This window comes from Flavobacterium microcysteis, assembly GCF_006385255.1.
Taxonomy (GTDB): Bacteria; Bacteroidota; Bacteroidia; order Flavobacteriales; family Flavobacteriaceae; genus Flavobacterium; species Flavobacterium microcysteis.
In genome coordinates, this window is record NZ_VFJE01000053.1 from 94970 (window position 1) to 121221 (window position 26252).

Below are 26252 nucleotides of genomic sequence, written 5' to 3' on the forward strand. Positions count from 1 at the left end.
CTTTCTTTTATAACCACAAATTTTATAATAAATCTGTTTTGATAGAAAAAGAAGCAATATTGGCCTCTGCCAAAAAAACAATATTAGCTGAAAGTAAAGCAATTGCAAATCTTTCAGAACTTCTCACCAACGATTTTGCCGAAGCTGTAGAAATCATTTTCAAGTCAAAAGGACGCCTGATTGTTACCGGAATAGGAAAAAGCGCCATCATTGCTCAAAAAATCGTAGCGACCCTTAATTCTACCGGAACTCCATCGATGTTCCTGCACGCTTCAGAAGCCATTCATGGCGATTTGGGAATGGTACAGCAAGATGATGTCGTTATCTGTATTTCAAAAAGCGGCAACAGTCCGGAAATCAAAGTTTTGGTTCCTCTGTTAAAACGTTTTGGAAACATTTTAATTGCGATTACCGGAAATTTAACTTCTTTTCTTGGAAAAGAATCCGATTATGTCTTAAATGCGTATGTAGAGTCAGAATGCGATCCAATTAACCTTGCTCCTACTAACAGCACAACAGCACAGCTTGTTATTGGCGATGCTCTGGCGGTTGCCTTGATGGAACTTCGTGATTTTAAAAGCGAAGATTTTGCCAAATACCATCCGGGTGGTGCTTTAGGGAAAAAACTATTGCTTCGTGTTAAGGATATGTTGGATACTACACACAGACCTGTCGTTGCACCAGATTCAAGCATCAAGAAAGTTATTGTTGAGATTTCTGAAAAAAGACTGGGCGTTACTGCCGTAGTAGAAAACGACAAAGTCATAGGCATCATTACAGATGGTGACATCAGAAGAATGCTTAACGACCGTGATACTTTCAATGACCTGACAGCAAAAGACATCATGACCAAAAATCCAAAGATGATTAAATCTAACGATATGGTTGTTGACGCTCTGAACATTTTGGAAGATTTTTCAATAACGCAGCTTGTTGTCGTGGATGAAGGCAATTATTTGGGAGTTATCCACCTCCATGATATTTTAAAAGAAGGAATCGTATAATTATGGCTAGAAAGAAAAACGCAAACGAAATGTCGTTTCTTGACCATTTGGAAGAACTCCGATGGTTGCTAATCAGAAGCACATTAGCTATAGTAGTCGCCTCCACTGTCGCATTCTTCTTCAGTGATTTTATTTTTGATAAGATTATATTCGGACCTAAAGACCCTAACTTTATTACCTATCGTTGGTTCTGTGAAGTCAGTAAGTTTTTTGGTAGTACAGGAGAAGGCTTTTGCGATTATAAAATCAATTTTGATGTACAGAGCCGTGTCATGTCCGGACAGTTCAATGCGCACATCTGGACCTCTATAACCGCCGGTTTTATTCTTGCCTTTCCCTTTATTTTATGGGAATGCTGGAAATTTATCAGCCCGGCATTATATGACAAAGAAAAAAAGAATGCTAAGGTATTTTTAGCAATAGCTTCCTTTTTGTTTTTCCTTGGAGTATTGTTTGGTTATTTTATCATCACGCCACTTTCTATCAACTTCCTGGCAGGATATCAGGTGAGTACGCAAATCCACAACGATATCGATTTGGATTCTTACATCTCGCTGATACGAAGCACAACGCTATCTTGCGGTTTGGTTTTTGAATTGCCAATCGTTATGTTTTTCCTTTCCAAATTAGGACTTATAACGCCTGCATTCTTAAGGAAATACAGAAAATATGCTATCGTTATCATTCTGATTATTGCGGCTATCGTGACACCACCGGATGTAGTGAGCCAGATTATCGTAACAATTCCGTTATTAATATTATACGAACTCAGCATCTATATCTCAGGCTGGGTATTAAAAAATAAGCTGAAAAATGAGCAATCTAGTTAAAGAATTCAACGATTACCGTCAGGTAATGAATGAAAAGCTGCTGAATGACGACAACAAAGTCATTAAAAGGATTTTCAACCTTGATACTAACGCCTATATGGAAGGCGCATTAAATGTCAAGACCAAAGAACTACTCGGATTAGTAGCTTCTACCGTTTTGCGATGTGATGATTGCGTAAAATATCATTTGGAAACCTGCTATAAAGAAGGCATTACAAAAGCAGAAATGATGGAAGCCATGAGTATTGCTACATTAGTAGGCGGTACAATCGTAATTCCACATTTGAGAAGAGCTTACGAATTCTGGGAAGCCCTGGAAGAAAATAAATAATTGTTAATTAGTAACTGCTTTACTCTGAATAGTCGTTTATTTGTTCGGCAATTTTATAAAGATTAAAAAATCGGAATATGATTCTAAGAGCTGACAATCTGGTCAAAACATACAAAGGAAGAAGTGTTGTAAAAGGTATTTCTGTAGAAGTAAATCAAGGAGAAATTGTAGGTCTTCTGGGACCTAATGGTGCAGGAAAAACTACTTCTTTCTATATGATTGTAGGTTTGGTAAAGCCAAATAGCGGTAAAATTTATCTTGACACTACCGAAATTACGGACTATCCGATGTATAAAAGAGCACAGAACGGAATTGGTTATTTGGCTCAGGAAGCTTCTGTTTTTAGAAAATTGAGCATTGAAGATAACATTATGAGCGTACTTCAATTAACCACTCTTTCCAAGCAGGAACAGGAAGCCAAAATGGAAAGCCTTATTGCTGAATTTAGCTTAGGACATATCCGCACTAACCGTGGTGACTTGCTTTCCGGTGGAGAAAGAAGACGAACGGAAATTGCACGTGCTTTGGCAACCGATCCAAAATTTATCTTATTGGATGAGCCATTTGCCGGAGTTGACCCGGTGGCAGTAGAAGACATTCAAAGAATTGTAGCCCAATTAAAAAATAAAAATATCGGAATTCTCATCACAGACCACAACGTACAAGAAACGCTTGCTATTACCGACAAAACCTACCTTATGTTTGAAGGAGGTATCTTAAAAGCCGGTGTTCCTGAAGAACTGGTTCAGGACGAAATGGTAAGAAGAGTTTATCTTGGGCAGAATTTTGAGTTGCGTAAGAAGAAGTTGGAGTTTTAGATTTGGGATTTTAGATTGCAGATTTATGATTTGAGATTTAAGATTTTAGATTTTGGACGATAGAGAATAGACAGAACCGGGAAGTTAGCTTTTCGGTTTTTTTGTTTTTAGTTGATGGTGAAGTACTGCAGTTGCTTCTGTGTGCCGTTATAGATATTGACATCTACGGTTCCTTGAATGCCTGGCACGGTGGCTTTTTCTGTGAATTGCCAAAACAGCCATTCGTCTTTGATGGTTTCTTCAAAAAAATTGTAGTTGGCAATCCAAAATGTGTAACCTTTAAATTCTTCTTTCAGGAAGTCATTATAATAGCTTTCTCCTGAGTAAATAATTGGTTTTACATTATAGTGTTTTTCAACTTTTTTTAGCCATCGTTTCAAGCCAATCTTAAGGCTGTCTATGGATTGCTCTTTAGGTAGTTTTTCAATATCCAGAACAGGAGGCAGATCGCCTTTATGAAGTTTTACGGTTTTGATAAAATTGTCGGCCTGTTCGATAGAATTTTCGTTCGGGCGGTAGTAATGATAAGCACCACGAATCAGCTTATGTTTTTTCGCTTCCTTCCAATTGTCTTTAAAAGTGGCATCTACCCTATTCTTTCCGGCTGTTGCACGTATAAAAACAAATCCCAACGGAAATGTTTCTTCAATAGCTTTCGCCTTTTCCCATTCAACATCACCTTGGTATTCGGATACATCAAAACCATATACCTTATTCTCGTGTTTGCTTAAAACCTGATAAATCCTGACATCGGCAATTCGTTTTTCTTCTGCAAGCTTTTTGTCTGTCTTAAAACTAAAATAATAAGCCAATCCTTCCCGATAATGATAAGCTGTCCCAGCAATCAAAAGAATAAAAAACGCCCAAAGCGAAAATTTCAATACGTTTCCGGAGAAAAAGCTTTTCTTCTTTTTGGATTTTCGTACTGCGGGTTTTCTTCTTGGAACCGGTTTCTTCATTTAGTAAAAATAAATGTTTTTGAGAAAAAGTTATATCTGAAACTTAAAATTATAAAACGCCCGATCACAAGAATTGTTACTTTTTTTAAACACCACAAATTGAGTGACCAAAGCAATTCTACCCAAAAACAAACGGAATTTACACAATCAACGACAAAAATCTAAAATCTTAAATCCAAAATCTGCAATCCCAAATCTAAAATCTTAAATACTTTTCTTATTCGTCAAAACCGACAACAGTATGTAAAAAAGAATCAACAATGGAATTCCCAAAGCTTTAAAAAACACTAAAAGCAACACAGATACTGTCAAAAATATAATCTGAAGTTTGTTTTTTGCAAAACTTGCGCTTTTTACTTTCAATGAAAAAAGAGGAATTTCAGCATTTAGCATAAAAGCACTGAAAAGGGAAATAACAAGCAATATCCATGGATTACTCAAGGCCTGCGAAATAAATCCGTATTGGTTATCAAGCAGAATAAGCGGAAGGCTTAAAATAAATAGCGCATTGGCCGGAGTAGGCAATCCGATAAAAGAATCGGTCTGGCGGGTATCGATATTGAAATTGGCCAAACGATAGCAGGAGCCCAAAGTAATGATAAAACCCAGATATGGAAACAGCATTTGCCATCCGGAAGACGGAAAGCCTAAAGCTTGATTCATCAAATAATACATCGCTAGTCCCGGAACTACACCACTGGTTACCATATCAGCCAACGAATCGAGTTGTAATCCCAACGGGCTAGAAACTTTAAACAGTCTTGCAAAAAAGCCATCAAAGAAGTCAAGAAAGATTCCAAGACACACAAATAAAAAGGCCATCTTAAAATCCTGATGGAAAGCAAAGATTAATGCTATGCATCCTGAAAAGAGGTTGAGCAACGTTATAATATTCGGAACTTGAGCCTTGATTCGCATATCTTATTGTTTTTAGTTGGCATGAGCGCAAATTTAGCACAATAAGTTTATAGTGCAGTGCGTTTCTTATAACAGATTTTTAACTTGAACTTCCGTAGAGCTATTTATTGTGACAAGGCAAACAAGGAAGCTCGATAAAAATTTATATTTTTGGACGATAATTAACAATACAGATTTCGGCTTGTAAAAACAATTTGCTTTGAAAAAACCCCTTATAGCTTCTCTTCTTCTGGTATCTTCTTTCGCTTATAGTCAAGCGATCAGGAAATATTCCAATGAATTTATGAATATTGGTGTCGATGCGGCTGCATTGGGTATGTCAAATGCTGTGACGGCCAGTACTAATGATGTCAATTCCGGATATTGGAATCCGGCCGGACTTATTCACCTTGAAGACAAGCAGGCTTCTTTGATGCATGCCAGCTATTTTGCCAATATTGCACAATACGACTATGCGGGTTTTGCCATGCCAATTGACAACGAAAGTGCCTGGGGATTATCTGTAATACGTTTTGGAGTTGATGACATCCTAAATACGACCGAGTTAATTGACAGCGAAGGAAATATCGATTACAATAGAATCAGCCTGTTTTCTACTGCCGATTATGGTGTGACTTTTTCTTATGCCAGAAAATTAAAAATTCCGGGATTTCAATACGGGATAAACGCTAAAGTAATTCGACGAGTTATTGGAGATTTTGCCAATTCCTGGGGATTTGGTTTTGACATTGGAGTACAATTCGAAAGAAATGATTGGAAATTCGGATTGATGGTACGTGATGTCACTACAACCTATAACATCTGGAATATTGACGAGGAAGCTTATAATAAAATCAAGGAAGCCATTCCAGGCGAAAATCAGGAATTACCCGAGGATTCTGAAATCACGCTTCCAAAAGCACAATTAGGACTTTCTAAAAAGTTTATCATCCGTTATGACTACAGCATACTAGCTGCTGCTAACCTGAACATGAGTTTTGCCCGTACCAACGATATTATTTCTACAGATGTCGTAAGCATTGACCCGGCTCTTGGTTTTGAATTTGGATATACCGATCTTGTTTTTTTAAGAGCAGGCGTTGGAAATTTTCAAAATGTAAAACAGCTTGACGGAAGTGACAAAGTAGGTTTCCAGCCTAACATTGGACTTGGATTCAAATACAAAGGCGTTCAGGTAGATTATGCGCTGACCGATATTGGTGACCAAAGTGTGGCTTTGTATTCTAATATTTTTTCGGTAAAAGTAGACCTGGGTATCTTTAGGAGGTAATTTTCGGGTGGTTTCAGCATGGAAATATTTAGTAGTTTTACGGATATTTGTGCTTTAATTTTATCCTATGTCAAGAATCAGACTTTTTTTTCTTTTATTATTGCTGGCGTTTCCGCTATCTAAAGGTTTTTCGCAAAGCGCAATCTTATCCGATTCTGCAAAAATAAGCATCCTGACTATAGGTACTGCCAACGAATCACACACTCTTTACGGACATACCGGCCTACGTGTTTTAGACGAACAACGTGGTTTGGATATAGTTTATAATTTTGGCTATTTTGATTTCAACACGCCTTATTTTCTTGCAAAATTCGTCAAAGGTGATCTGCAATATTTTGTTGCCACCAATCCATATGCTGACTTTGAATATAGCTACAGAGAAGAAAACCGTTCTATTTATGAGCAAGAACTTAATCTGAGTAAAATTCAGAAACAGAAGTTACTTGAGGAGCTAAACAAGACTCTTTATTCTGACGAACGTTTTTATACTTATAAATTTATCGACAGGAACTGTACCACTATGGTTATTGACAAGGTAAATGATGTGCTTGGCAGCAAAATCATCACTACAAAAAAACCAGTCACGGTAACCTACAGAGAAATACTCAATCCCTATCTGAGCAGTAACTTTTTTCAGAAATTAGGCATCAATATTATTTTTGGGCCAAAAACAGATAGAAAAGCCGAGGTGTTGTTTCTTCCTCTGGAATTAATGGATGTCTTAAAAACTACTGTTTACAATGGAAAACCTTTGGTTACAGAAACTAAAACAGTCTTTGAAGCCAAACCAGTAAAAACGATTTCATATTGGAATAATATTTATGTTTTTTCAGCCTTGATACTTTTAATTGTTGTACTGAAAAACAATACCGTTTATCTTACTTATTTTACAATTTTGGGCCTATTGGGCGTGTTTCTTTCACTGGTAGGTTTTTATTCATTCCACGAAGAAGTATGTTGGAATTATAATGTACTCCTGTTCAATCCGTCATTGCTGCTTCTGGTCTATTTCTACAAAAAGAAAAACCGCAAATGGATATCCAATCTTGCCCTGTTCAATTTAGCCTGTATTGCTATCTATCTGGTTGTTATTATCAATAAAGCACAACTATTACTATTTATGTCATTATTGATTACTTCTACGATAATCCTTGCAAAATGGGCCAGAAAGAATAAAAAGATAAAAACAGTAACCGCTTAGGTTATTGGCCGCGATAAAACAGAATGGTGCTGAAGGTTTTGACCGTAATGTTGATATCCAAGAAAATACTTCGATGCTTGATATAATACAGGTCATACTGTAACTTAATCAGGCTGTCTTTGATGGAATCACCATAAGAATAATTGACTTGTGCCCATCCGGTAAGTCCCGGTTTGATTACGTGACGGGTTTGGTAAAACGGCATCTGGTTGGCAATTTGTTCTACAAAAAACGGGCGTTCCGGCCGTGGTCCGATAACAGCCATGTCGCCTTTGAGAACATTTATAAACTGCGGGAACTCGTCTATTCTTGATTTTCTTAAAAATTTGCCGAAAAAGGTGATCCTGCTGTCGTTCTGAGTAGCAAATATTGCCGTATCCGTTTCTGCATTTTTTACCATTGTTCGGAATTTATAGATCTTGAATATCTTACCGTTTTTCCCTACTCTTTCCTGCACATAAAACAGAGAGCCTTTATTTCCAATAAAATTAGCAACGTAAATAAAGGGGAGCAAATATAGTCCGATGGCTATTCCTACCAACGAAATCAGAATTTCGATAAGCCTTGCCAGCAACAGATAAAGCTTATTATGATTGCTTCGGCTAAATGGAAAATACCTGTAAAAATCCCTATCGACATACTGAACCGGAATACGCTGCGTGATGGTTTCATAGACTTGTGTATATTCCCGAATTACAAATCCTTGCTCCAAAAGAGCCAAAAGACGGTTGTATAAATCAACTGTTATCCCGTCTGTTTTTTGTGAAGCGATGACAATTTCTGATATCGCATTTTTCTTTATAAAGCCATTCAGATCAGCAATTTCTATAGTGGTAACGTTAGCTGTATCTACCGAATTATCACCTTTGGAATCCGTATTGATAAAACCTAATATTTTATAATGCGGATCTACTTTTTCGAGGGATGCTACCAACTCTTCCAGCTGATTTTTGTCACAAACCATAACAACCCGCTTTAAAAAACGATGCGAAGCCAGAAACGCCTGATAAAACATACGCCATATGAATAAAGCTAAGGTAATGGCCAGGAAAAAATAGATTATCTGTAACCTGTTAGAAGGAAGTACCGGCGTAAAAATAGGCGTTAAAAGAAAGAATAAAACGGTAGTAGAAGACGTAAGCAGTATACTTTTGATAATCTGATACTGATTACTGGCAGTCTGTAAATTATACATTTCAAAGACGGTGCCCAAAATATTCAGGTAAATTCCTAAAACAATCGTCCAGTAAAAATTAGCCTTGGAAATGCTGAAATAATCAAATTTAAAAAGAAGCCCTACGATGTACAACGCCAAGATAACTGTCAATACATCAAACAATCGCAAGAGGAGCTTACGCTCCGAGATTTCAAAATGTATTTTTTTAAACGAGAACATCTGTGGTAGATTTGGACTAGCGCAATTTAACATTATTTTAGCAATAATAAATCTATCGCTAACACAAAATTTTGTTCCACAGTAGCTTCACTTGCTGCCAGTCAAAACTTTCGGCTTTTTTTCGTGCATTTTGAGCCAAATCTAAGGCGAGATTCTTATTTTCAACTATCTTTTTAACTGCATCAATCATGCTTTCAGTATTCCCGTCTTCTACTAAAAGAGCTGTTTTCTCATCTTCAAGCAAAAAGGGAATACCGCCAACATTTGTGCTAACCACGGGCAACCCTAAAGCCATGGCTTCCATAACGCTGACAGGCATATTGTCAAAATGAGTGGTATTGATAAAGATGTTGTAGTTTTGAGATAACTGAATCCAATCGGCTTTAGCAAGCTTTCCGGTAAACTTTACATCCAGCTGATATTTTAAAACCAGTTCCTTGGTTTTTTCTAGCATACCATCCTTTTCAGGCCCAACCATACAAAGTGATGCTTCAGGAAATTCTTTTTTGATATGACGAAATACTTCAATAGCCATAAAAGGATTGTAAATAGCCGCAAATGCCCTAACCCACAAAAGTTTTGGCTGTTCTATTTCCCTTTCCTTAAAAGTATAATTCTGGATATCAAGCGTATTGGGAATATAAACCATGTTTTGGATGCCTTGTTTCTGGAAATACTCAAACAGATATCCCGAAGGAGCACTATTTTTATAGGCATGATTAAAAACCATATTGCATAATCCTGGATTTTTGGCAATTCGCTGCGGCAAATCGCCACCCCGAAGCATTGGAATATATTTTATCTTTAACAGGCGTGCCAACTGGCTGACAAAAAAAGCATACCAAAAGTTAGAGGTGCTGTACGTATCGATAAGTATATAATCAACCTTGTTCCTTAACTGTATTGTAGTCCATAACATATCGAACAATCGCACTGCCTTATTCTTTTTGGATGAAGCATAAAAAAGCGTGTAGCCTTCGCCTTCCAAAAGCGGTCCCAAAGTTTCGATTGAAGTAACCGAAAAACCATGTTGCGATAATTTATTCCCTATGTACAGTAGGTTTTTCAATAGAATATACTTTGAGCAATGTTAGCGAATAAATAAAAGCAGGAGCTACTAACCTCATGGCAGCATGGTTGATGGTCAGGAACCAAAACACAAAAAACGACAGCAGGTAAAAATGGTGCTTGTTGTCAACATATAAAACTAAGGGCGTGAAGAATAAAATCAATATTGCAAAAATACCCAGCGTGCCATGTTCGGCCAACATACGGGTCAATTCATTATGTGATGCCGCTCTGATTCCGGTGATTTCTTCTCTGTATTCTTTATTTTTCCCAACACCAATTCCCAGTATTGGGTTTTCCATAAACATCTGTAGTTCGGTCGATGCAATTTGCTCCCTTCCTCCTAATCGGTCTTCCTTTTCACGTCCGGCTGCATCTTGGTTGGCATATCGCTTTTCAATCAGTCCGCTGGTCTGCAAAGAGCTATAACCCCAAACTCCGATCCCTGCCAAAACAGTCAATATGACTACGACATTTAGTTTCATTTTGGTTTGCAAATTTGCCAGCGTATATAACGCTCCAAAAAGCATGACAATCATAACTAATCCCGTAATTACTCCTCCTCTCGAGAACGTGACGATTCCCCTGAATGTAAGAACTAATGTAAAAAACAGGTTAATCAACATATACCTCTTGTTAGGAGAATTTAGCAGCATTCTTGAAAAAAAGATAAAAAATCCGAGTCCCAAAATGGTAGAAACCTGATTAGGACCAAAACCACCTGAAGTTTCAAAGTTAGAAGATGTCCCGGTCACTACATCTTTTACATCGGGAGTATAAATAAACAAATAACAGGCTGTTGACAGGATGGGCAGAACGGCAGCCAGCAGAACATTTGATAATTCCGTAAACGAAATCTTTCGCCTGTAGGTATAAATTGAACATAATCCCAGACAAACCGGCCCTACGATATTAAATGTTATCGCTTTCCTTACATCAGTGCTGATGTCTAAAGTTATGGTAGAAATCACCACTCCCGGAATTAAAAGCAAGAGATATATCCAATAGGGAATAGAGTTTTTGGAAAAACTGCTGTAAAAAATCCCCATAAGCATAAAGATCATTACGCCATATTTGGAAAATTCATTCAGAAAATTTCCTCCAGTCATTCGCAGCAAAACTTCGCTTCCGGCTATATAGGCCGAAAGATACAATACCTCATTATGCTTATTGGAAGTCTTTAGTACTATACTAACGCCAATCAGCAACGTAAGCAATCCGTATACTTTAGACAGTAACGGAAACAAGTATATTGCAAAGCCAATCGCAATATGCAGCAAGACAAGCCCGATATAGGTAATCTGTCTACTTTTGTTTTGCATTTAAAATGTTTTGATATTGCAATATTAAGGCATTCATGACAATTTCTTCCGAATAGCTTTGCTTTATTCTCGTTTTTAAAGCTTCTGACATTGATTTTCTCAACTGTTCATCGCCCGCCATTCGTTGCAATTGTGCCGTTAACATTTTCACATCCGATGGATTAAAGGAAAGTCCTGTTTTTTCATGCTCTATGATTTCTCCACAATAGCCAACATTGGTTGAAACAACCGCCAGTCCAGCCAGGCCATATTCCAGCAAAGTAACCGGAAAACCTTCGTAAATAGAGGCCAGTACGCCTATTGTTCCTTGTTGTAATATAGCATTAATATCCGGACAGCTACCGTAAATAAAAACGTTATCCTCGAGGTGATTCTCTTTTATAAACTGTTTTAAGAATGAAGAATACTCATCTTGAGAATCTTTACCGACAAGATGTAGCGACCAGTCTCCATTTTTAAGTTCGAAATCCCGAAAAGCCTCCAAAAGCAGGGCATGGTTTTTAGGATGTCTCAGGTTGGATAAGCAGATGATTCTTTTTCCATCCGTACCTTTTACTATTGTTTGCTTTTGCTCTGTCTCGTTCTGGATAGCGAAATTAGGGAGATATACTACTTTAGAAACTGCCAGATTACGCTCTGCCCAGGCTTTTAATTCATGATTGACCACGACCACCGCATCAAAAAAACGAGAAGCCGCTTTCAAAACAGCATTTTTATATCCTTTTTGCGTACTTCTTCCACCATGATGGTCATGCCAGATAATTTTTATTTTAGGATAGGCTATCTTGAGCATTACTGCCATAAAATAGGAAGTCCCGTGCGCATGGACAATAGCTATATTATTGTCTTTCACAAAGCGTTTCAGCTTGGAAACAGCCTGAAAGTCAATCGTCCGTTTTCGTTGCAGAAATACATAGGGAATCGTTTCATGTAATTGTTCTTTCAACAAACCTTCCTTACGTGTAACTGCTAGTGCCGAAAACGCAATCCGGACACCCAAACTATTGGCATAGTTAACGGCCATACGTTCAGCACCGCCGGCTTCTAGCGAATCGATTAGCTGCAGGACTCTCATACGTTTTTCAAAAGACTTTTGATTTCACTTTCAAAATAATCCAAAGTATATCTTCTGGACCAAAGTACCGCTTTTTCAGCTTTGTTTTTATATTCTCCAGGTGCTTTTAGCAAAGCAACCATATTCTCACAATCTTGTTCAAGGTTTATTTCAAGCAACAATCCTCTTGTGCCATAATCAAGCATATCCGGCACACAGGAAACTCTACTTGAAACCGGAACACATCCCCAGAACATGGCTTCGGCTACTACTTTTGGCCATCCTTCACTCTTGGAAGGCAATACCAGAAAATGGCTTTCTTCATAGGCCTGCTGTAGACTTTCTTTTGTCTGGTTGCCTCTTAGCAAAATGGAATTCTCCAGATTATTTTTAGCGATATATTCTTGTAAAGCACTTCTTTCTTTTCCATCTCCAAAAAGTTCCAGCTGCACATCAAATCCCTGTCGAATTAGCTTTTCAGCCAACTGTACAGCATATAATGGTCTTTTGCCTTCTGCCAATGTTCCTGCAAAAAGCAATTTTATTTTTCCTTCTAAGGTCCGCAATATTACTGGTTTTTTATCCTTATCATGATAGGTAGCCGTAAAAAATGGTCGTATGTTTTTGGTTTGGTTGGGCCAATTCCCGTACACCAATACCTGCATATTTTTAGTCAGAAACGTATTGCTTAAAATCCATCGTTGAACCTTATAGCTAAACGGCTGTTTTGATTTAGGATCCCAATTGCCAGCATATTTGGCTGTTTTGGGTGTCTTTGGAAAAAGAATTTGTACAAAACAACCCAGCAAGCCAACATTACCCGGACATCTTAGGTGAATGTGGTCGGCTTCACGCATTGCTTTGTAGATAACCCTAATTAGTTTGGGCATTTTAAGCAATGCTGACAATTTTGCTTTCAATCCGATGGCATTAAATCCGGGAATTTCCATCAATCGAACTTCCCGTTCATAAGGCAGATGAATAGCGTTTGGCTGTAAATGGGTTGTTGGCGCTACTAAAAGCACCTCGTCTACATTCTCTATCCACAGATTCATTTCACGCACATATGGCGCATAGGCATACAGTCTGTCGTTTTCCTTTAAATGAGGTACGTGGGTAATAATGGCAAACTTCATGACAGCTCTGGTTTAGGTTTGCTAAAAAACAGACTCCACCAACCTACCGTTCTTCCTAATGCTTCTGTAAAAGCCTGCTTTTTTTGTGAGGAAGTAAGTGCGTTTCCATATCGAATTAGGATTAGCAACAGCGTAATGCTGTGCCATTTCAATTTGGCTTTAGCTGATGGTTTCGGGTATTTCGACCGCCATACATACCAGCCGTTACGCACTACCATTTTCCCATAAGCATATTTATTTGGTCTACCAGAAGCATCGTGATAATGCGCCAACTTAGCATTTGTATTCACATATAGCTTTCCTAAATTGGAAAGCCGTAACGTAAAATCGGCATCTTCATACAAGCCATAACCTTCAAAATAAGTAGAAAATCGGAGTTGGTTAAAAACTTCTTTTCGAAATGATGAAACACCGCCCATTAGTTGCTGTACTTCATAGATCTTTCCTGATGGCGGCAAAAAACCGATGCTTCTTCCGTGTGAATATTCCGGAGCAAATCCAGGCGATACATTGCTGTCAAGTCCTAATTTCTTCCGGGCTACAAAACGGGAACCGTCTTTGCGTTTCCAGCCGTCATAAACAAATTCATTTGTCTTTTCTTTATAGTTTTCTGCAATGGGCTGCCAAGCTGTTTCATTGGTAATATAACCTCCTACTCCCAAAGCTTCAGGATGCATATCATAAACCGATAGGATTTCCTCAAAATAAGTAGGTTCCAGTACCGTATCATCATCTAAAAAACAAACGATTTCTGCTTCGGGCATGACTCTGTTGATTCCAAAGTTTCGCTGTCTTGTTAAACCACGGTCTTTCGAATCAACTTTGAAATACGAAAGTCCTTTGAAATGTTTTTCTTCTAAAGCTGTTTTTGTAAAATCATCCGGGCTTCCGTCTACAACCAAAATCTCATTTGGGTACACAGTCTGTTTCTCTACAGATTCTAAAAGAGTCAACAAAGGAGTGGCTCTTTTATAAGTACAAATAATCAGTGAGAATTTCATAGGATGTGGTTGATGAGAACAAATATAGAAATTTAGGATTCATTCTATTCTATAACTATATGTCGTATATCTTTTCAAAAGGAAAATTATTACATTTAGCAATAAATATTTAATTTTCACGAGAGTCTTCCCTACACTTTATGTAAGTTGCCCGTTATCATCAATTTCACCCTAGAACTATGTTTGTAGAAACACCTATTAGTTTTGTACCGGAAAAACAATTTCCTCATCTCAATATTAAATATATTGATTTAAATGAAATAGGACAAGGTGGTCCGGAAATAGGCAAGCTCCTAATCAATGACATCCTTGTTTCAAAACATCTTTTTGGTGGCCCATTTTTAAAAGATGAAAATTTTATTTATTTACCAATCTATCTCAAAAGCTTTTTTCACAAAGGGTTTAAAATTGCGAAAGTGGATTTTAAAACGTTTGAAATTGAAATGTTGGGTAATTTTAAAAATCTTATAAACCTATATAAGATTGACAAAACCTTCATATATTACTTTACAGATTTAGATGGAACCTTAAGCAATAAAATTATTAAATAGGAAGATTATATTCCAGAAAATTAAATCAAGACATTAAGCAGTCTGACAATGAAAAACCTACTTTATAAAATAATGATTAGCTCAATCTATACTGCTCAAAATAACGGATATATGAGCGATATCTGGAAGTTTGCTTCAGGATTTTATTTTGCTTTTGCAACTTCCATTTACGTTATTTTTGTTTACCTGATTCTTAATAACTATATATTAGACGGTGGCTTAGATTTTTTAACCATAACTTTTATTTCTGAAAGAGCATACAATTTCGTTTTAAATGCGGGAATGTATTCTATAACACCAATTATGCTACTTCATTATTTTTTATTCTTAAGACATGACAAATTCAAAGTTTTGATTAAGCAATATAAAAATCAGTATAACAAAAAATTATTTGCCTGGTATTTCATAATAGCACTGATTTTTATGTTTGTTTCATTGTTTTTAAAAGTTGAAAAAACATCTTTATAATGGAAATTAAAAAAATAATACATTTTTATCCAATAGCGGTACTACTTGGCATATTTACTTATTTCTATTGGAGTGGTAAAAGTAACGATGATAAATTTTATAAATTGAAATTTAATTCTCTGATAGTAGAAAGAAACAATTGGCAACTACGCACTACAGAATTTTATATGCAGAATGGATTGAGAATTGACTCAAACGCTATCTATGATTTCAAATTAAAGTTAGGAGACTCCATAACTAAAGATGCAAATTCAGACTTATTTAAAGTATACAGAAAAGATACTGTCGATAAGAAATATCATTTTTTAATTGAGTATGACAATGATAGCCATTAAAAATCAGATGATTTAATCATTTTAACAATCAAACTCATGAATAAACTATTTGAAATAATTTATTGGGTAAAAATTTTTCTTTCACCCTTTATCATTTTTCTTTTTATCGCCTTAGCCATTTATTTTTCTAATGAAGAACTGCTTTGGATTTCTATCTTACTCTCCATTATTGGGCTTGTCCTAGGAATAGTTTATGCGGAAAGAATAAGAAAAAAACACGGAACAACACAGTATATGGGAAAAATATACAATACGGATGATATCTCAGATTATAATGAAATTATTGATGGAAAGAAAAATGATTAAAAGTAAATGACAAGAATACTATACATCCTTTTATTATCAATATCTTTTATTGGTTGTAGTACACCTAAATTCTATACTGAAATTGCTACGATGCAAAAAGAAATACGAGATGATATAGATAAAGCTGAAGGTAATCCCCAGAATGAAGTTCGAATAAAAGGATATAATATGAATAAGCTCGTTTTAAAAAAAATGAGGAATGAACTTAAAAATACTAATCATATCCTATATTATTATTCGCCTGATCCTTCCTTTTCATCAAACAAATTTTGGTTTATAATTTATGATGTTGATAATAAGGTTTATTACAATATAGAAAACAATGATTTTAATAATAAACAAATCGACCTGATTGAAAAAACAGATAAACTAAGTGAAAAATTTGCGCTTTTTGTTTTTAATAATTATATGAACAATAATTGTGAACTATTAAAAAGTAAAGGTAATGTCAATATATCTGGAGTACGAACCTATGAAGCAATTTATGAAATCAATTTAACTAACAAAGAAAATAAACATTGTTATTTTAAAAACTTCCTATTAATGAATTAAAAATCAAGGGAGTTCTTCTGTACCTGAGATCTTACTTAATCGGTCGAAAGAATAGGAAAAAATGGGGAAAACAAGGTATATAGGAAAACAATATATAATCAATTATGGATAAAAATGTAATTAAATCGTCTTATATTTCTTTTATCGGACTTATTCTAATGATTATTACACAACTTATTTTAGCGAATAAAATTTTTTCATTCTACAATTTTAACATGAGAAAAGTCTATGCGTTAATTACGTATCTTGTATACGTTCCTTTACTTGGAATAGTTTTCTTAACAACAGCTTTTGTTTTTTATTATTATTGTAAAAACAGATTCAAACTCTCACTAAAATATTTCTATTTTACAATTCCTTCAATACTATATCTATCAATCTGTGCTTTTATTTTATTTCAAATAATCTATAAGGTAAACAGGGCAATGTCTATTCAATAAAAAAGTCATGAAAAACCAAGTCTCTCCAGATATTCTCCAAAAATGGCTTACCGCCTGGTCGCTATCAAGAGAATTACCCTTACCAATTGTATTCAAATCCGGTTTTAAAGTTGAAGTCGGCGATGTGAAACAAAAAGAAAGGTATGTATTTGCAGAACTGAATGAGGATTTTATCCAACTTTCTAATACAATCATTGAACCCTGGATTTTTCTAAAAGCCTGTGCCTCTCCTGAAGAAATAAAAAATCATGTTTCTGAAAAGTGGACGCTCCAACCACAGGGTTATATGATGGCGTGTTCTGAGCCAATGGTTTTTCCAAATCGTCATCTCGATACCGAATACCATTTGGAATTTGATAGCTATAATTCAACCTTTGTAGTCAGAATCCTTACTCAAAATAACGAAGAAGTAGCTATTGGTCGTGTAGTGCTTGTTGATGATATAGCCGTATACGACCGAATCATAACTGACAGCAATCACAGAAGAAAAGGCCTTGCCACTATAATCATAAGAGAACTTGAAAAAATAGCACTCTCTAAAAATAGTACCAAAAACTTCCTGGTAGCTACTGAAGAAGGCAGGCAGTTATATCAATCTTTAGGCTGGGATGTCTATAGCTTGTATACATCGATTGTTATCGTTTCATAGGAGACAATACAATTAATGTCGCATATTAAACAATCGGACACATAACGGTATCATTCCCAATGAAACGGCTACAAAAATAAAAACCCGTATATAATTGAGCGTTTGCCAAAGCTTGACCCTACTAAGCAAATCTTTAGTTTCATTGGGTGCAATTGCCATTTTTTGGAAGTCGATAATAGCAGAGGCAAAATAAGAAAGCGTCCAAATCCTAACCGCAAAATGGATGGCGAGCAAGACTAAAAGCCAATTCCGTATAGGGTCTATTTTCCAGCAAAAGTACAACGCCATCAAAAAAGTAATTTCATGTAGGGAATGGAATACTATCCAGAAAATTTTCAAGCTACTACCCTGTCCGTCTAATAAAAGCTTAAAATTGTCCGGTGGTGAAACTGTCCATTTCGGAACAAAAAGCAATGTTTCAAAAATTTGAGCCCCATTCATCATAAAATAAACAAGAGTCGTAATACAGAGCCATAGCTCTGCTCTTGACAGATAACTTGTCGTAATATTTTCCATTTTAATCGTTTGATTTAGAATTCATCGAACCGGTTACTTCTTTCATGATGACGGTAGCTTCCGAAAAATAGCGCTTTATGGCTTCCATTTCCGATGGTGAAAAAGAAGCAATCAGTGCTGTTGTTTTTTGTTGCAGTTCCACAAAAAGCGGCTGTAATAATTTCATAGCATTTTCTTCATTAGGCACGATGATTACTTTTCTTCGATCGTCCTTAGTGAATTTTCTTTTGAGAAGCTTTTTTTTCTCCAGTCGGTCAATCAATCCGGTAACAGCGCCGGACGTCAATCCTGTCGACTTAGAAAGTTCGCCTGCTGTCAATTCCTTATGTTGTAAAATTAGTCCCAGGTATTTATGATCTGAACCTGCCAAGCCTGCTTTGCGGGCAATTGCCTCGTGCATAAAAATGGAAGCGTCGGAATATTGTCGGCTCGCTTGTCTAAATTGTTGAAGTAAATCGTTCATATTTTTATCTTATTAACTAAATATCTTAGCTACAAAGATATTATTTTTTTATATACGAAAATACTACTCCGTCCTAAATTATATTCTTAGAAGTATTAATTGAGAGCCAATAGTTTACAATAAATCAGATAGGTAATGGAATAAATCCAGCTAGTAATTCAGCTATTTTTAATTTTATTAGCCCAAAAAAGACTAACCGCCCATTTTGCTTTGAAGTTTTTATAATAGCGAAATGGGTTCCTTATGGATTGGTGTTTGTAAAACTTAAAAAAAGAAACCGTTTTATAGCCTTCCAGTTGTGTTTTAGATTGGTGTAGCAACCTGTACAGCATTACGGTAGGTGATGGTTTTGGCTGAAGTTTCTCATCTTTCCAAGCCAATTCAGGTTTCGATCTAAAACCACCTATCGGAGCTTTTAAGTGTAGTATTTGGGGAAATGGAAGATATAACACATCAAATCCTTTATTGCGAAGTTGCATTCCAAAATCCGCATCTTCTCCAAAACCAAACTCAAAACGCTGGTCAAATTGGAGTCCTTTTAAAGTGTCTGTTTTCACGATACTGCATCCCGACCCAAATGTTTTCCATTGAAAAACTGCATCGAACACGGTCTTTTCGTTGATTTGAAGGCAGCTTAACGTATTGGCTTCGTTTCCGTATTTGGCAATCTGGCTGAAAGCCGTTTCCAGAAAATCTTCTCCTACACGAATATCATCATCTGCAAAGAAAACCCATTCACTTTCAATTTGGGATAAGGCAATATTTCTAGCATTGCAGGCTCCTGCCTGACGTGTAAATGTATGCGAAATAGCAAAAGGCCAGGAATTATTTTGGAGATAAACCAGATTACTCTGGCTTCCTTCAACCGGATTTTGTTCAACGATAATAACTTTTCGGGGCAACTGTTTCTGAGCAGCCAAATCGGATAGAAATGTATATAGATATTGTTCCCTGCCAATGGTTGGGATAATTACATCTATTGCGGCTTCATTAATAATCTGCCTGGAAGATTGGACAAAAACGGCATCCAAAACTTTTCCAGTAGTTTTCCTTTTACCATAAAATAGACTCTGAAAAAAAGGCAATAAAAACCATTGCTTTTGATGCAGGATACAATTAAACAATAAAAGAAATATCCATCGGGATTTATAATGCTGTCGTACAAACTTGAAAACAGTTTTTGTACTCGCTTTTGTAGTTGTATAACCTGTATCAGAATGCAAAAGCAATCGAGGTTCCGAGTAACATAAAAGTCCATGTGGCATCCATAGCTTTGCTAAAGAATGCAGGAAATAATCGAAATCCGTATCGCGTACGATTTCCTTTTCTAAGCGCAACATTACTTCGCATGATATTCCACCTATGGCAGCACTGGCAAACCAGGTTGCATACTTCGCATTCTTGTTAGGATTAGCAAACAGGCTTTCCTCTATATATCCAATAGTATCCGGAAAATAGTTTTCTTTTGCCGGATTATAAAAAGCCATTATCTTTTTATGATGGAAAATATCAGAAATGCTTTCTTTATTAAAATAATTGCGTTGTGATTCATGGCACCAAAATATCAGTGATTCAGGAAACGCTTGTGCTGCTTCAAACAGAGTGTCTGCAATCGAAGCCAAACGAACCGGAATATCTTCTCCTAAAGAATCATTCCAGACCTGTGTCACTTTATTATTTTGATGGTAGAGTATAATCATAACTGCTGCTTATAAAATTCTATATTTTGCAGTACTGTTTTTCGTATATCAAAAACATTCTCAACACGTGTTCTTGCATTTTTACCCAACTGCAATACCTGATTTTTGTCGGCAATGAGTTCGCTTATTTTTTCAGCATATAAATTATGGTCTTGTGGATGTACCAAATAACCACTTTCCCCATCGATAATTAATTCTTTTGCCCAACCAATATTACTATTTACAACAGCTTTTTGCATTGCCATGCATTCAATTGTTACCATGCCTAAAGTTTCGGCAAAGGTTGGAAATACGCAAACATTGGCCTTTTTGATATGTTCCCGAATCTCATTATAAGGTACTCTGCCCAAATAACTGACTTTCTCTTTCAGCGATTCATCCAGCATGGAATGTAATAATTGCCAGGTTGAAGGTGATTGCGTCTGCAAATCATACGAATCCGAACCGATTAGCAACAATCGGATTTCAGGATTTTTTGCAACAGCTTTTTCCAGAATAGCCGGCAATTCCAAGACGCCTTTTTTTCTGATGATAGTACCGATATATAAAATCAGTCCGGGTTCAAAATCCTGTGGTGTTTCATTTGAAAAATCAGAAAGCAGGATTCCGTAATGCAGTGTCTGAATCGGTTTGTTCTTGATTTTAAAAATTTCTTTTGTCAAATCACCGGCAAATTGTGTCGGTGCGATATAGGCCTTTGCTTTTGCCAATCCGAGCTTTTCAAACCAGAAGTTTTTGGGTTTCTGTTTTCGGTTTTCCAAATGGCAGAAATAGGCATCACTGCCATGAAAACGAATAACCAAAGGCGCATTCAGATTCATAAAGGCCGTAATTCCTGTCCAATCCGGAGCCTCTACCAAATCAATTTTATCTTGAGAAATGTACCTGTTTAGATAGTTCTGAAGATGTTTTCTATAAAAATACCAACCAAAAGCTTTGTATTTTTTATGTTGTATCAGATGAATCTTTATACCGTTTTCTTCCAGAACTTCATTTGTTTTTTGGGAATACACAAAAACCGAAACCTTGATTCCTTCCTTATGCAAAGCCAGAACAAGGTTCTTGATGCTGGTTCCGATTCCGGCTGCATGTCGTACCTTTTCATGAGGGTATTCTGGTGTTAGAAAAGCAATGTGCATTATTGAAAAAATTTATCTAAAAGAAACTGTGTAAAAATAGTGGCTCCTTTTTCGTTCATATGTCCGCAGGAAGAAAAATAATCATCGCTGGTTACTACAGCTTCAAAATTATGAACTTCCGGATATAGTTTGACAACATCTTCAAAATATGCTGCATTTTTTACGTTCTCGCACATTGGTGTCGTTACAGCAATCAAACGTATTCCGTTAGTCTTACAGATTGTTTTAATCCTTTCATACGCCTTGTTTCGTTTGGGTTTGTATTTTGAAAGGTCATACTTCATATTTTTCCCTTTCCCTTTTAATGGATAAAACCCATGACGCTGTAGGGATTTCGACGGTCTTTCCGCTACCGTAAAAAACAATTCTCTGGCTCCTATTTTCGCATCGTATTTTAGATAACGATAAAACGGCAGATAATACAGTTGGTCAAAATCTTTTATGTTTTTATAATAATCGCTAATCTGATCTGACTCTTTTAAATAAGGATAAAAGTAAGCTCGGGTACCGTCAGAAAATCCATTGGAATTGATGTTTAAGTCTACCTCAACGACAAGGTTTTTAATTTTTGTTCCTTTTGCCAATAGCAGTTCCAGCAGCAAAGCGCTCTCCTCCAATCGGGAGCCACTCATTCCAAAATTATAAGCCGAATAGCCTTTATCAATAAACAATTGCGGAACAAAATGATTATTAGCTCTTGATGAACCTAAGAAAATCACATCATAATTTTCAGGTTTTCCTGCATAGGCCAACGCAATCTTATTTCTGGGCTTGCTGTTTATATAACCAGCCGTGAAAGCATAATCCAACAGGTATAGTACGGCTATAAAACCGATAAAAACCTTAAGTAGATAAAGCAAAAATCTTCTCATCAGAACTGGAAATAAATAAAACTTTTGTACTCGCTATACACTCCAAACAACAGTAGAACAGCAATGGCTAAAGCAATTTTTAGATAGCTGTATCGTCCTGAAACAGGTTCAACTTTATAGCGGTTGAACCACTCAAAACCAACAAACAATACAATCATGAGTATCAGTTCATAATTATAGCGTTCAATACTAAAGTACTGGCTTTTGAATTTCAAATTGGTAAACATTCTCTGTATATAACCAAATGCATCAGTAATTGTTGGCGCCCTAAAAAATATCCAGGCAAAACATGTCAATAGAAATGTCAATCCGATTTGAGGAATCAGTTTGAATCCCTGAACCACATTTACATTTTCGATATTTCCGGTATGTATCCTATTTTTCTGACTCAAAAGTAATGGCAGGAAATACAAGGCATTTAAGAATCCCCAAACCAGATAGGTCCAGTTAGCGCCATGCCAAAAGCCACTTACCAAAAAGATGATAAATGTATTCCTGATTTTCATCCACGTTCCGCCTTTACTGCCTCCTAAAGGAATATAAAGATAATCCCGGAACCAGGATGAAAGCGAAATATGCCAACGACGCCAGAATTCTGCAATATCCCGGGAGAAATACGGATAGTCGAAATTCTTGAGCAAGTTAATCCCAAATAATTTAGAGGTTCCCAAAGCAATATCTGAATAACCTGAAAAGTCTCCATAAATCTGGAAAGCGAAATAAACGGCTCCCAGCATAAGCGACAGGCTGTTCATGTTTTCGTAATTGTCAAAAATAGCATTGGCATATTGGGCACAACTGTCTGCGATTACTATTTTTTTGACCAACCCCCATAAAATCTGGTGTAGACCTTCTTTAGTTTGCTGATAGTCAAAATTTCTTTTGACTTTTACCTGTGGCAAAAGATGTGTAGCTCTTTCTATTGGTCCTGCAACTAACAATGGAAAATAGCTCACAAAAAGCGCATAATCTATAAAATTCCGTTCGGCACGGATACGTTCTTTGTAGATATCAATAATATAAGAAAGTCCGTGGAAGGTATAAAATGAAATTCCTACCGGTAGTACCAGATTCAACAATAATGGATTGGCCTGCAAGCCAAATCCTTCTAACAGTTTAGAAAAGGAAACCGCAAAAAAGTCATAGTATTTGAATACACCAAGAAATCCCAGATTGATACCTATGCTAATCCAAAACCATGTTTTTCTACTCGCTTTAGATTGGCTGTTTTCAATTTTTAATGCCGTAAAATAATCCAGTCCTGTAGAGAAAATCAAAAGAAACAAAAATCTCCAATCCCAACACGAATAAAAAAAGTAGCTCGCTATAATCAACAATGCATTTTGTGCTTTCTTGGATGTTTTGAACACAAACCAATAAAGACAAAAAACGATAGGAAGAAAAACCGCAAACGACAGGGAGTTGAAGTACATATTCTAGCGGATTATGTTTCGTATAGCTTCCCAAATTCGTGCAGAAGCATCCTGGATAGGTTGTTCGTTAATTACTTGAAACCATTCTTTTGCCGCAACTACATTCGATTCCGGATTTAGTAAGCCTGCTTCGATACGGTCAGCTATTTCCTCTGGAGAATTTAGCCAGATTACCGCATTTTTATGTGGCATGGAACGAAAATGGACGTAGTTATAAATCTTTTTGACTGATGAGTTGCCGCCTACAGTACGGTCAGTATCATAGTTGACAAAACAACAAGGCTTATCATAACATACATAGTCAAAAACCATTGACGAACCCAGATTGACAACCATTTCTGTATGGAAAATTGTGTTCTGTTGCAAGATTACATCTTCCTTAGTAGGCAGAATAGTATTCCAGCCTTCTCCAATCTTTTTCCACAATGGTGGCAGATTGACAATCAAATCTTTATTGGCTTCCAATACCGCATCGTAACGTGAGGAGAAGTCTACAGGACAACGACGGAACAGGATTCCTAAATTATGTCCTTTCGCATTTAAACTGCGAACAGCTTTTGCCGTGTCTGCCAGATATTGCTGGTCATCTGGAGAAGTCGTAATATCATCTCCCGAATAACAAATGTATTTTTTTGCTCTATCCAAGCCATTTGCTTCAAAAAAAGCCTGTTTTGACTGAATAGTAGCCTTGTTGGCATGGGATTCAAATTGCGGCGTGCCCGTTACAAAAACCTGTTCCGGACGTATATAGTCATAATAATATAGCAGTTCCTTTTTCATATGGTCGCTCCATACAAAATAGTAGTCGGTTTCAACAACCATAGTTGCTTTTGGGAGATTGTCCCATGAAAAAATAAAAGAAGCCGTTGGAATTCCTAAATCACGGGCTGCTAAAAGTGGAGCAATTGCCAGTACAGGACGCTGATTGGTACAAAAAACCATAGCCGGTTTTTCTTTTTGTAATGTGGCTAAAGAGTCTCGGTAAAAATCAGTCTTTCTTTCCAGTTGCTGTATTTTCTCCCGAACTTTTTCTAGTCCTTTTTTTGAGGAATTGGTTGCAATAATACCACGAGTAGCCAAACTCTTTAGCGAACTTTTCAGATTCTTATACGAAAAAGGAAAACGATAGGCATCATACACCTTATCATCGCTTTTTTGGATGTTTAGGTTCAGTTCGATATGCTTTCGGGCATTTTTATAAATATCAGTCAGCGGATGCGTTTTTGCCCTGCTAATTTTTACTTCTTCATAACCCGATGCTTTTAAGTCAAAAGGCGTATTGTTCCAGAAAACCGGTTCAAATCCTTCCTTTTGCCCCAATTCATGAAAATGTGAATATGCAAAATTACGCAGGCCAATGCCGTCTGGCAGTAGTATAAAGATTTTTTTATGGTGCATCAATATCTCTAAATTGCTTCTGATGATTCAGTTGCCAAATATCTTGATTTTTTAGTGAACTGAGGAATAATTCAGCGCTGTTTCCGGCACCAAAATCTTCTTCTTCCGGATTGACCGTATGGCTATCAATAGTTTTAAGTGCATTATTTATAGCTTCAACACTATAATCTACGTTGATAATTTCGGAATGTACGGCTCTGTTTTGCTGACGTGTTCCGATATTGATAATCGGAATACCATAATACGGAGCTTCACGGATTCCCGCACTGCTGTTTCCAATTATGAATTGGGCATTTTTCAATAAGGTTAGGAAATATTCAAAGCGAAGTGAAGGAAATATCCTGAACCTCGGATTGTCTTTTAATTGTTGGTACGAATCTAATATTGCTTTGCTTCCCAAATCATTATTTGGATAAATAACCACATAGCTATGATTGTCATTGAGCAAGGCTTGCGTGAAATTAGCAGCATACTCCATCATGTATTTTGCCTCCGTTGTTACGGGATGGAACATGGCAATGGCAAAATCATCATATTTAATATCGTAATATGTTTTTGCAGTTTCCAGATCAGGAAGGTTTTCAGAAAACATAATATCAACATCAGGAGAACCAATAGTAAAGATTGAAGAAGATAGTTCTCCCATCTGAATCAGTCTTTTGGCGGCTTGTTCATTAGACACAAAATGGATATGGCAGAGCTTACTCACACTATGACGAATCAATTCGTCTACAGTTCCTGAAATCTCTCCGCCTTCAATATGTGCCACCAGAATGTTATTGAGTGAACCTACTATGGCTCCTGCCAATGTCTCTACTCTATCGCCATGAACGATAATCAGGTCTGGTTGACATTCTTTGACGTATGCAGATAAACCTTCTATTGTTTTTGCCAGCGTCAAATCCATCGTTGTTTCGTGGGTATGATTCGAAAACGTATGGATATTTTCAAAACCGCAGCGTTCAATCTCAATAAGCGTATAGCCATATTCTTGTTGCAGGTGCATTCCGGTTACGGCAATATAGGGTACAAAATCCTGGTCTTTTTCCAATATCTGGATTAACGATTTTATCTTCCCGAAATCAGCCCGGGTTCCTGTAAGAAAAAGTATTTTTTTCACGG

Annotated in this window: 28 protein-coding genes; 12 read left to right on the top strand and 16 right to left on the bottom strand. The window is 36.5% G+C overall.

Annotated features, from left to right (window positions below; translation table 11 throughout):
• The first annotated feature begins 38 nt into the window (after positions 1-38).
• From FJA49_RS07640 to lptB, 4 genes are all read left to right on the top strand, one after another.
• Positions 39-1004 carry a KpsF/GutQ family sugar-phosphate isomerase gene (locus tag FJA49_RS07640; protein ID WP_199758368.1) on the top strand — a complete coding sequence of 322 codons (966 nt, stop codon included), beginning with the start codon at positions 39-41 and terminating at the stop codon, positions 1002-1004.
• A gap of 2 nt (positions 1005-1006) precedes the next feature.
• Positions 1007-1834: a twin-arginine translocase subunit TatC gene (gene tatC / locus FJA49_RS07645; RefSeq protein WP_140000400.1), complete on the top strand. Its 828-nt coding sequence runs from the start codon at positions 1007-1009 to the stop codon at positions 1832-1834.
• Positions 1818-2165, top strand: coding sequence for a carboxymuconolactone decarboxylase family protein (locus tag FJA49_RS07650; protein ID WP_140000401.1), 348 nt, complete (start codon positions 1818-1820; stop codon positions 2163-2165). The genes tatC and FJA49_RS07650 overlap by 17 nt, the downstream gene beginning before the upstream one ends.
• A gap of 77 nt (positions 2166-2242) precedes the next feature.
• Positions 2243-2983 (top strand): LPS export ABC transporter ATP-binding protein, encoded by a 741-nt coding sequence (lptB, locus tag FJA49_RS07655; protein WP_140000402.1) that lies wholly within the window; start codon positions 2243-2245, stop codon positions 2981-2983.
• 107 nt (positions 2984-3090) lie between these two features.
• Here the strand turns inward: lptB and FJA49_RS07660 are convergent, their stop codons facing one another.
• Together FJA49_RS07660 and FJA49_RS07665 are read right to left on the bottom strand one after the other, a co-directional pair.
• Entirely contained in the window at positions 3091-3942 is an 852-nt protein-coding gene (locus FJA49_RS07660) for a glycoside hydrolase family 25 protein (protein ID WP_140000403.1), read from the bottom strand.
• 204 nt (positions 3943-4146) lie between these two features.
• The gene (locus FJA49_RS07665) at positions 4147-4860 is read right to left on the bottom strand and encodes a CDP-alcohol phosphatidyltransferase family protein (RefSeq protein ID WP_140000404.1); all 714 of its coding nucleotides are present in this window, start codon (positions 4858-4860) and stop codon (positions 4147-4149) included.
• A gap of 199 nt (positions 4861-5059) precedes the next feature.
• Here FJA49_RS07665 and FJA49_RS07670 point away from each other — a divergent pair, with 199 nt between their 5' ends.
• Both FJA49_RS07670 and FJA49_RS07675 read left to right on the top strand, forming a co-directional pair.
• The gene (locus FJA49_RS07670; protein ID WP_449404269.1) at positions 5060-6130 is read left to right on the top strand and encodes a putative type IX sorting system protein PorV2; all 1071 of its coding nucleotides are present in this window, start codon (positions 5060-5062) and stop codon (positions 6128-6130) included.
• Between the two features lie 67 nt (positions 6131-6197).
• Entirely contained in the window at positions 6198-7331 is a 1134-nt protein-coding gene (locus FJA49_RS07675; RefSeq protein ID WP_140000405.1) for a lipoprotein N-acyltransferase Lnb domain-containing protein, read from the top strand.
• A 1-nt stretch (position 7332) separates the two neighbouring features.
• On the opposite strand, the gene FJA49_RS07680 is transcribed toward FJA49_RS07675, so the two are convergent.
• Genes FJA49_RS07680 through FJA49_RS07705 form a run of 6 tightly spaced genes read right to left on the bottom strand, consistent with a single transcriptional unit; the run spans position 7333 to position 14308 of the window.
• Positions 7333-8727 carry a sugar transferase gene (locus FJA49_RS07680; protein WP_140000406.1) on the bottom strand — a complete coding sequence of 465 codons (1395 nt, stop codon included), beginning with the start codon at positions 8725-8727 and terminating at the stop codon, positions 7333-7335.
• A gap of 58 nt (positions 8728-8785) precedes the next feature.
• Complete coding sequence (locus tag FJA49_RS07685) at positions 8786-9796, bottom strand: glycosyltransferase family 4 protein (protein ID WP_140000407.1); 1011 nt, start codon at positions 9794-9796, stop codon at positions 8786-8788.
• The gene (locus FJA49_RS07690; protein ID WP_140000408.1) at positions 9768-11117 is read right to left on the bottom strand and encodes an O-antigen ligase family protein; all 1350 of its coding nucleotides are present in this window, start codon (positions 11115-11117) and stop codon (positions 9768-9770) included. Before FJA49_RS07690 ends, FJA49_RS07685 begins: the two co-directional genes overlap by 29 nt.
• Positions 11101-12192, bottom strand: coding sequence for a glycosyltransferase (locus FJA49_RS07695; RefSeq protein WP_140000409.1), 1092 nt, complete (start codon positions 12190-12192; stop codon positions 11101-11103). Before FJA49_RS07695 ends, FJA49_RS07690 begins: the two co-directional genes overlap by 17 nt.
• On the bottom strand, positions 12189-13307 hold the full coding sequence (locus tag FJA49_RS07700) for a glycosyltransferase family 4 protein (protein WP_140000410.1): 1119 nt from the start codon (positions 13305-13307) through the stop codon (positions 12189-12191). The genes FJA49_RS07695 and FJA49_RS07700 overlap by 4 nt, the downstream gene beginning before the upstream one ends.
• Entirely contained in the window at positions 13304-14308 is a 1005-nt protein-coding gene (locus FJA49_RS07705) for a glycosyltransferase family 2 protein (RefSeq protein ID WP_140000411.1), read from the bottom strand. The genes FJA49_RS07700 and FJA49_RS07705 overlap by 4 nt, the downstream gene beginning before the upstream one ends.
• 179 nt (positions 14309-14487) lie before the next feature.
• Here FJA49_RS07705 and FJA49_RS07710 point away from each other — a divergent pair, with 179 nt between their 5' ends.
• From FJA49_RS07710 to FJA49_RS07735, 6 genes are all read left to right on the top strand, one after another.
• Positions 14488-14859, top strand: a complete 372-nt coding sequence (locus tag FJA49_RS07710) for a hypothetical protein (protein WP_140000412.1) — start codon at positions 14488-14490, stop codon at positions 14857-14859.
• A gap of 48 nt (positions 14860-14907) precedes the next feature.
• Positions 14908-15327 (top strand): hypothetical protein, encoded by a 420-nt coding sequence (locus FJA49_RS07715; RefSeq protein ID WP_140000413.1) that lies wholly within the window; start codon positions 14908-14910, stop codon positions 15325-15327.
• A gap of 104 nt (positions 15328-15431) precedes the next feature.
• Positions 15432-15662 carry a hypothetical protein gene (locus tag FJA49_RS07720; protein ID WP_140000414.1) on the top strand — a complete coding sequence of 77 codons (231 nt, stop codon included), beginning with the start codon at positions 15432-15434 and terminating at the stop codon, positions 15660-15662.
• A 36-nt stretch (positions 15663-15698) separates the two neighbouring features.
• On the top strand, positions 15699-15968 hold the full coding sequence (locus FJA49_RS07725) for a SoxR reducing system RseC family protein (RefSeq protein WP_140000415.1): 270 nt from the start codon (positions 15699-15701) through the stop codon (positions 15966-15968).
• A gap of 90 nt (positions 15969-16058) precedes the next feature.
• Positions 16059-16520 carry a hypothetical protein gene (locus tag FJA49_RS07730; RefSeq protein WP_158629461.1) on the top strand — a complete coding sequence of 154 codons (462 nt, stop codon included), beginning with the start codon at positions 16059-16061 and terminating at the stop codon, positions 16518-16520.
• Positions 16521-16967: 447 nt separating this feature from the next.
• The gene (locus FJA49_RS07735) at positions 16968-17609 is read left to right on the top strand and encodes a GNAT family N-acetyltransferase (RefSeq protein ID WP_140000417.1); all 642 of its coding nucleotides are present in this window, start codon (positions 16968-16970) and stop codon (positions 17607-17609) included.
• Positions 17610-17621: 12 nt separating this feature from the next.
• Here FJA49_RS07735 and FJA49_RS07740 read toward each other — a convergent pair whose 3' ends face one another.
• From FJA49_RS07740 to neuC, 8 genes are all read right to left on the bottom strand, one after another.
• A complete protein-coding gene (locus tag FJA49_RS07740) occupies positions 17622-18125 on the bottom strand; it encodes a transposase (protein ID WP_140000418.1) in 504 nt (167 codons plus the stop codon).
• A gap of 1 nt (position 18126) precedes the next feature.
• Complete coding sequence (locus FJA49_RS07745; protein WP_140000419.1) at positions 18127-18588, bottom strand: MarR family winged helix-turn-helix transcriptional regulator; 462 nt, start codon at positions 18586-18588, stop codon at positions 18127-18129.
• Positions 18589-18746: 158 nt separating this feature from the next.
• Positions 18747-20288 carry a glycosyltransferase family 2 protein gene (locus FJA49_RS07750; RefSeq protein ID WP_140000420.1) on the bottom strand — a complete coding sequence of 514 codons (1542 nt, stop codon included), beginning with the start codon at positions 20286-20288 and terminating at the stop codon, positions 18747-18749.
• Positions 20285-21427 (bottom strand): glycosyltransferase family 4 protein, encoded by a 1143-nt coding sequence (locus FJA49_RS07755; RefSeq protein WP_140000421.1) that lies wholly within the window; start codon positions 21425-21427, stop codon positions 20285-20287. The genes FJA49_RS07750 and FJA49_RS07755 overlap by 4 nt, the downstream gene beginning before the upstream one ends.
• Positions 21427-22299 (bottom strand): hypothetical protein, encoded by an 873-nt coding sequence (locus FJA49_RS07760; RefSeq protein WP_140000422.1) that lies wholly within the window; start codon positions 22297-22299, stop codon positions 21427-21429. Before FJA49_RS07760 ends, FJA49_RS07755 begins: the two co-directional genes overlap by 1 nt.
• Entirely contained in the window at positions 22299-23732 is a 1434-nt protein-coding gene (locus tag FJA49_RS07765; protein WP_140000423.1) for an MBOAT family O-acyltransferase, read from the bottom strand. Before FJA49_RS07765 ends, FJA49_RS07760 begins: the two co-directional genes overlap by 1 nt.
• Positions 23733-23735: 3 nt before the next feature.
• Complete coding sequence (locus FJA49_RS07770) at positions 23736-25130, bottom strand: UDP-glycosyltransferase (RefSeq protein ID WP_140000424.1); 1395 nt, start codon at positions 25128-25130, stop codon at positions 23736-23738.
• Positions 25120-26250, bottom strand: coding sequence for a UDP-N-acetylglucosamine 2-epimerase (gene neuC, locus FJA49_RS07775; RefSeq protein ID WP_140000425.1), 1131 nt, complete (start codon positions 26248-26250; stop codon positions 25120-25122). Before neuC ends, FJA49_RS07770 begins: the two co-directional genes overlap by 11 nt.
• Between the last annotated feature and the right edge of the window lie 2 nt (positions 26251-26252).

What these genes read in the sequence shown, in the direction of transcription:
- tatC (WP_140000400.1), top strand. Translation starts at nt 1,007, where the DNA reads ATGGCTAGAAAGAAAAACGCAAACGAAATGTCGTTTCTTGACCATTTG.
- FJA49_RS07650 (WP_140000401.1), top strand. Translation starts at nt 1,818, where the DNA reads ATGAGCAATCTAGTTAAAGAATTCAACGATTACCGTCAGGTAATGAAT.
- lptB (WP_140000402.1), top strand. Translation starts at nt 2,243, where the DNA reads ATGATTCTAAGAGCTGACAATCTGGTCAAAACATACAAAGGAAGAAGT.
- FJA49_RS07660 (WP_140000403.1), bottom strand. Translation starts at nt 3,942, where the DNA reads ATGAAGAAACCGGTTCCAAGAAGAAAACCCGCAGTACGAAAATCCAAA.
- FJA49_RS07665 (WP_140000404.1), bottom strand. Translation starts at nt 4,860, where the DNA reads ATGCGAATCAAGGCTCAAGTTCCGAATATTATAACGTTGCTCAACCTC.
- FJA49_RS07675 (WP_140000405.1), top strand. Translation starts at nt 6,198, where the DNA reads ATGTCAAGAATCAGACTTTTTTTTCTTTTATTATTGCTGGCGTTTCCG.
- FJA49_RS07680 (WP_140000406.1), bottom strand. Translation starts at nt 8,727, where the DNA reads ATGTTCTCGTTTAAAAAAATACATTTTGAAATCTCGGAGCGTAAGCTC.
- FJA49_RS07690 (WP_140000408.1), bottom strand. Translation starts at nt 11,117, where the DNA reads ATGCAAAACAAAAGTAGACAGATTACCTATATCGGGCTTGTCTTGCTG.
- FJA49_RS07695 (WP_140000409.1), bottom strand. Translation starts at nt 12,192, where the DNA reads ATGAGAGTCCTGCAGCTAATCGATTCGCTAGAAGCCGGCGGTGCTGAA.
- FJA49_RS07700 (WP_140000410.1), bottom strand. Translation starts at nt 13,307, where the DNA reads ATGAAGTTTGCCATTATTACCCACGTACCTCATTTAAAGGAAAACGAC.
- FJA49_RS07705 (WP_140000411.1), bottom strand. Translation starts at nt 14,308, where the DNA reads ATGAAATTCTCACTGATTATTTGTACTTATAAAAGAGCCACTCCTTTG.
- FJA49_RS07710 (WP_140000412.1), top strand. Translation starts at nt 14,488, where the DNA reads ATGTTTGTAGAAACACCTATTAGTTTTGTACCGGAAAAACAATTTCCT.
- FJA49_RS07715 (WP_140000413.1), top strand. Translation starts at nt 14,908, where the DNA reads ATGAAAAACCTACTTTATAAAATAATGATTAGCTCAATCTATACTGCT.
- FJA49_RS07725 (WP_140000415.1), top strand. Translation starts at nt 15,699, where the DNA reads ATGAATAAACTATTTGAAATAATTTATTGGGTAAAAATTTTTCTTTCA.
- FJA49_RS07730 (WP_158629461.1), top strand. Translation starts at nt 16,059, where the DNA reads ATGCAAAAAGAAATACGAGATGATATAGATAAAGCTGAAGGTAATCCC.
- FJA49_RS07735 (WP_140000417.1), top strand. Translation starts at nt 16,968, where the DNA reads ATGAAAAACCAAGTCTCTCCAGATATTCTCCAAAAATGGCTTACCGCC.
- FJA49_RS07740 (WP_140000418.1), bottom strand. Translation starts at nt 18,125, where the DNA reads ATGGAAAATATTACGACAAGTTATCTGTCAAGAGCAGAGCTATGGCTC.
- FJA49_RS07745 (WP_140000419.1), bottom strand. Translation starts at nt 18,588, where the DNA reads ATGAACGATTTACTTCAACAATTTAGACAAGCGAGCCGACAATATTCC.
- FJA49_RS07750 (WP_140000420.1), bottom strand. Translation starts at nt 20,288, where the DNA reads ATGATTATACTCTACCATCAAAATAATAAAGTGACACAGGTCTGGAAT.
- FJA49_RS07755 (WP_140000421.1), bottom strand. Translation starts at nt 21,427, where the DNA reads ATGCACATTGCTTTTCTAACACCAGAATACCCTCATGAAAAGGTACGA.
- FJA49_RS07760 (WP_140000422.1), bottom strand. Translation starts at nt 22,299, where the DNA reads ATGAGAAGATTTTTGCTTTATCTACTTAAGGTTTTTATCGGTTTTATA.
- FJA49_RS07765 (WP_140000423.1), bottom strand. Translation starts at nt 23,732, where the DNA reads ATGTACTTCAACTCCCTGTCGTTTGCGGTTTTTCTTCCTATCGTTTTT.
- FJA49_RS07770 (WP_140000424.1), bottom strand. Translation starts at nt 25,130, where the DNA reads ATGCACCATAAAAAAATCTTTATACTACTGCCAGACGGCATTGGCCTG.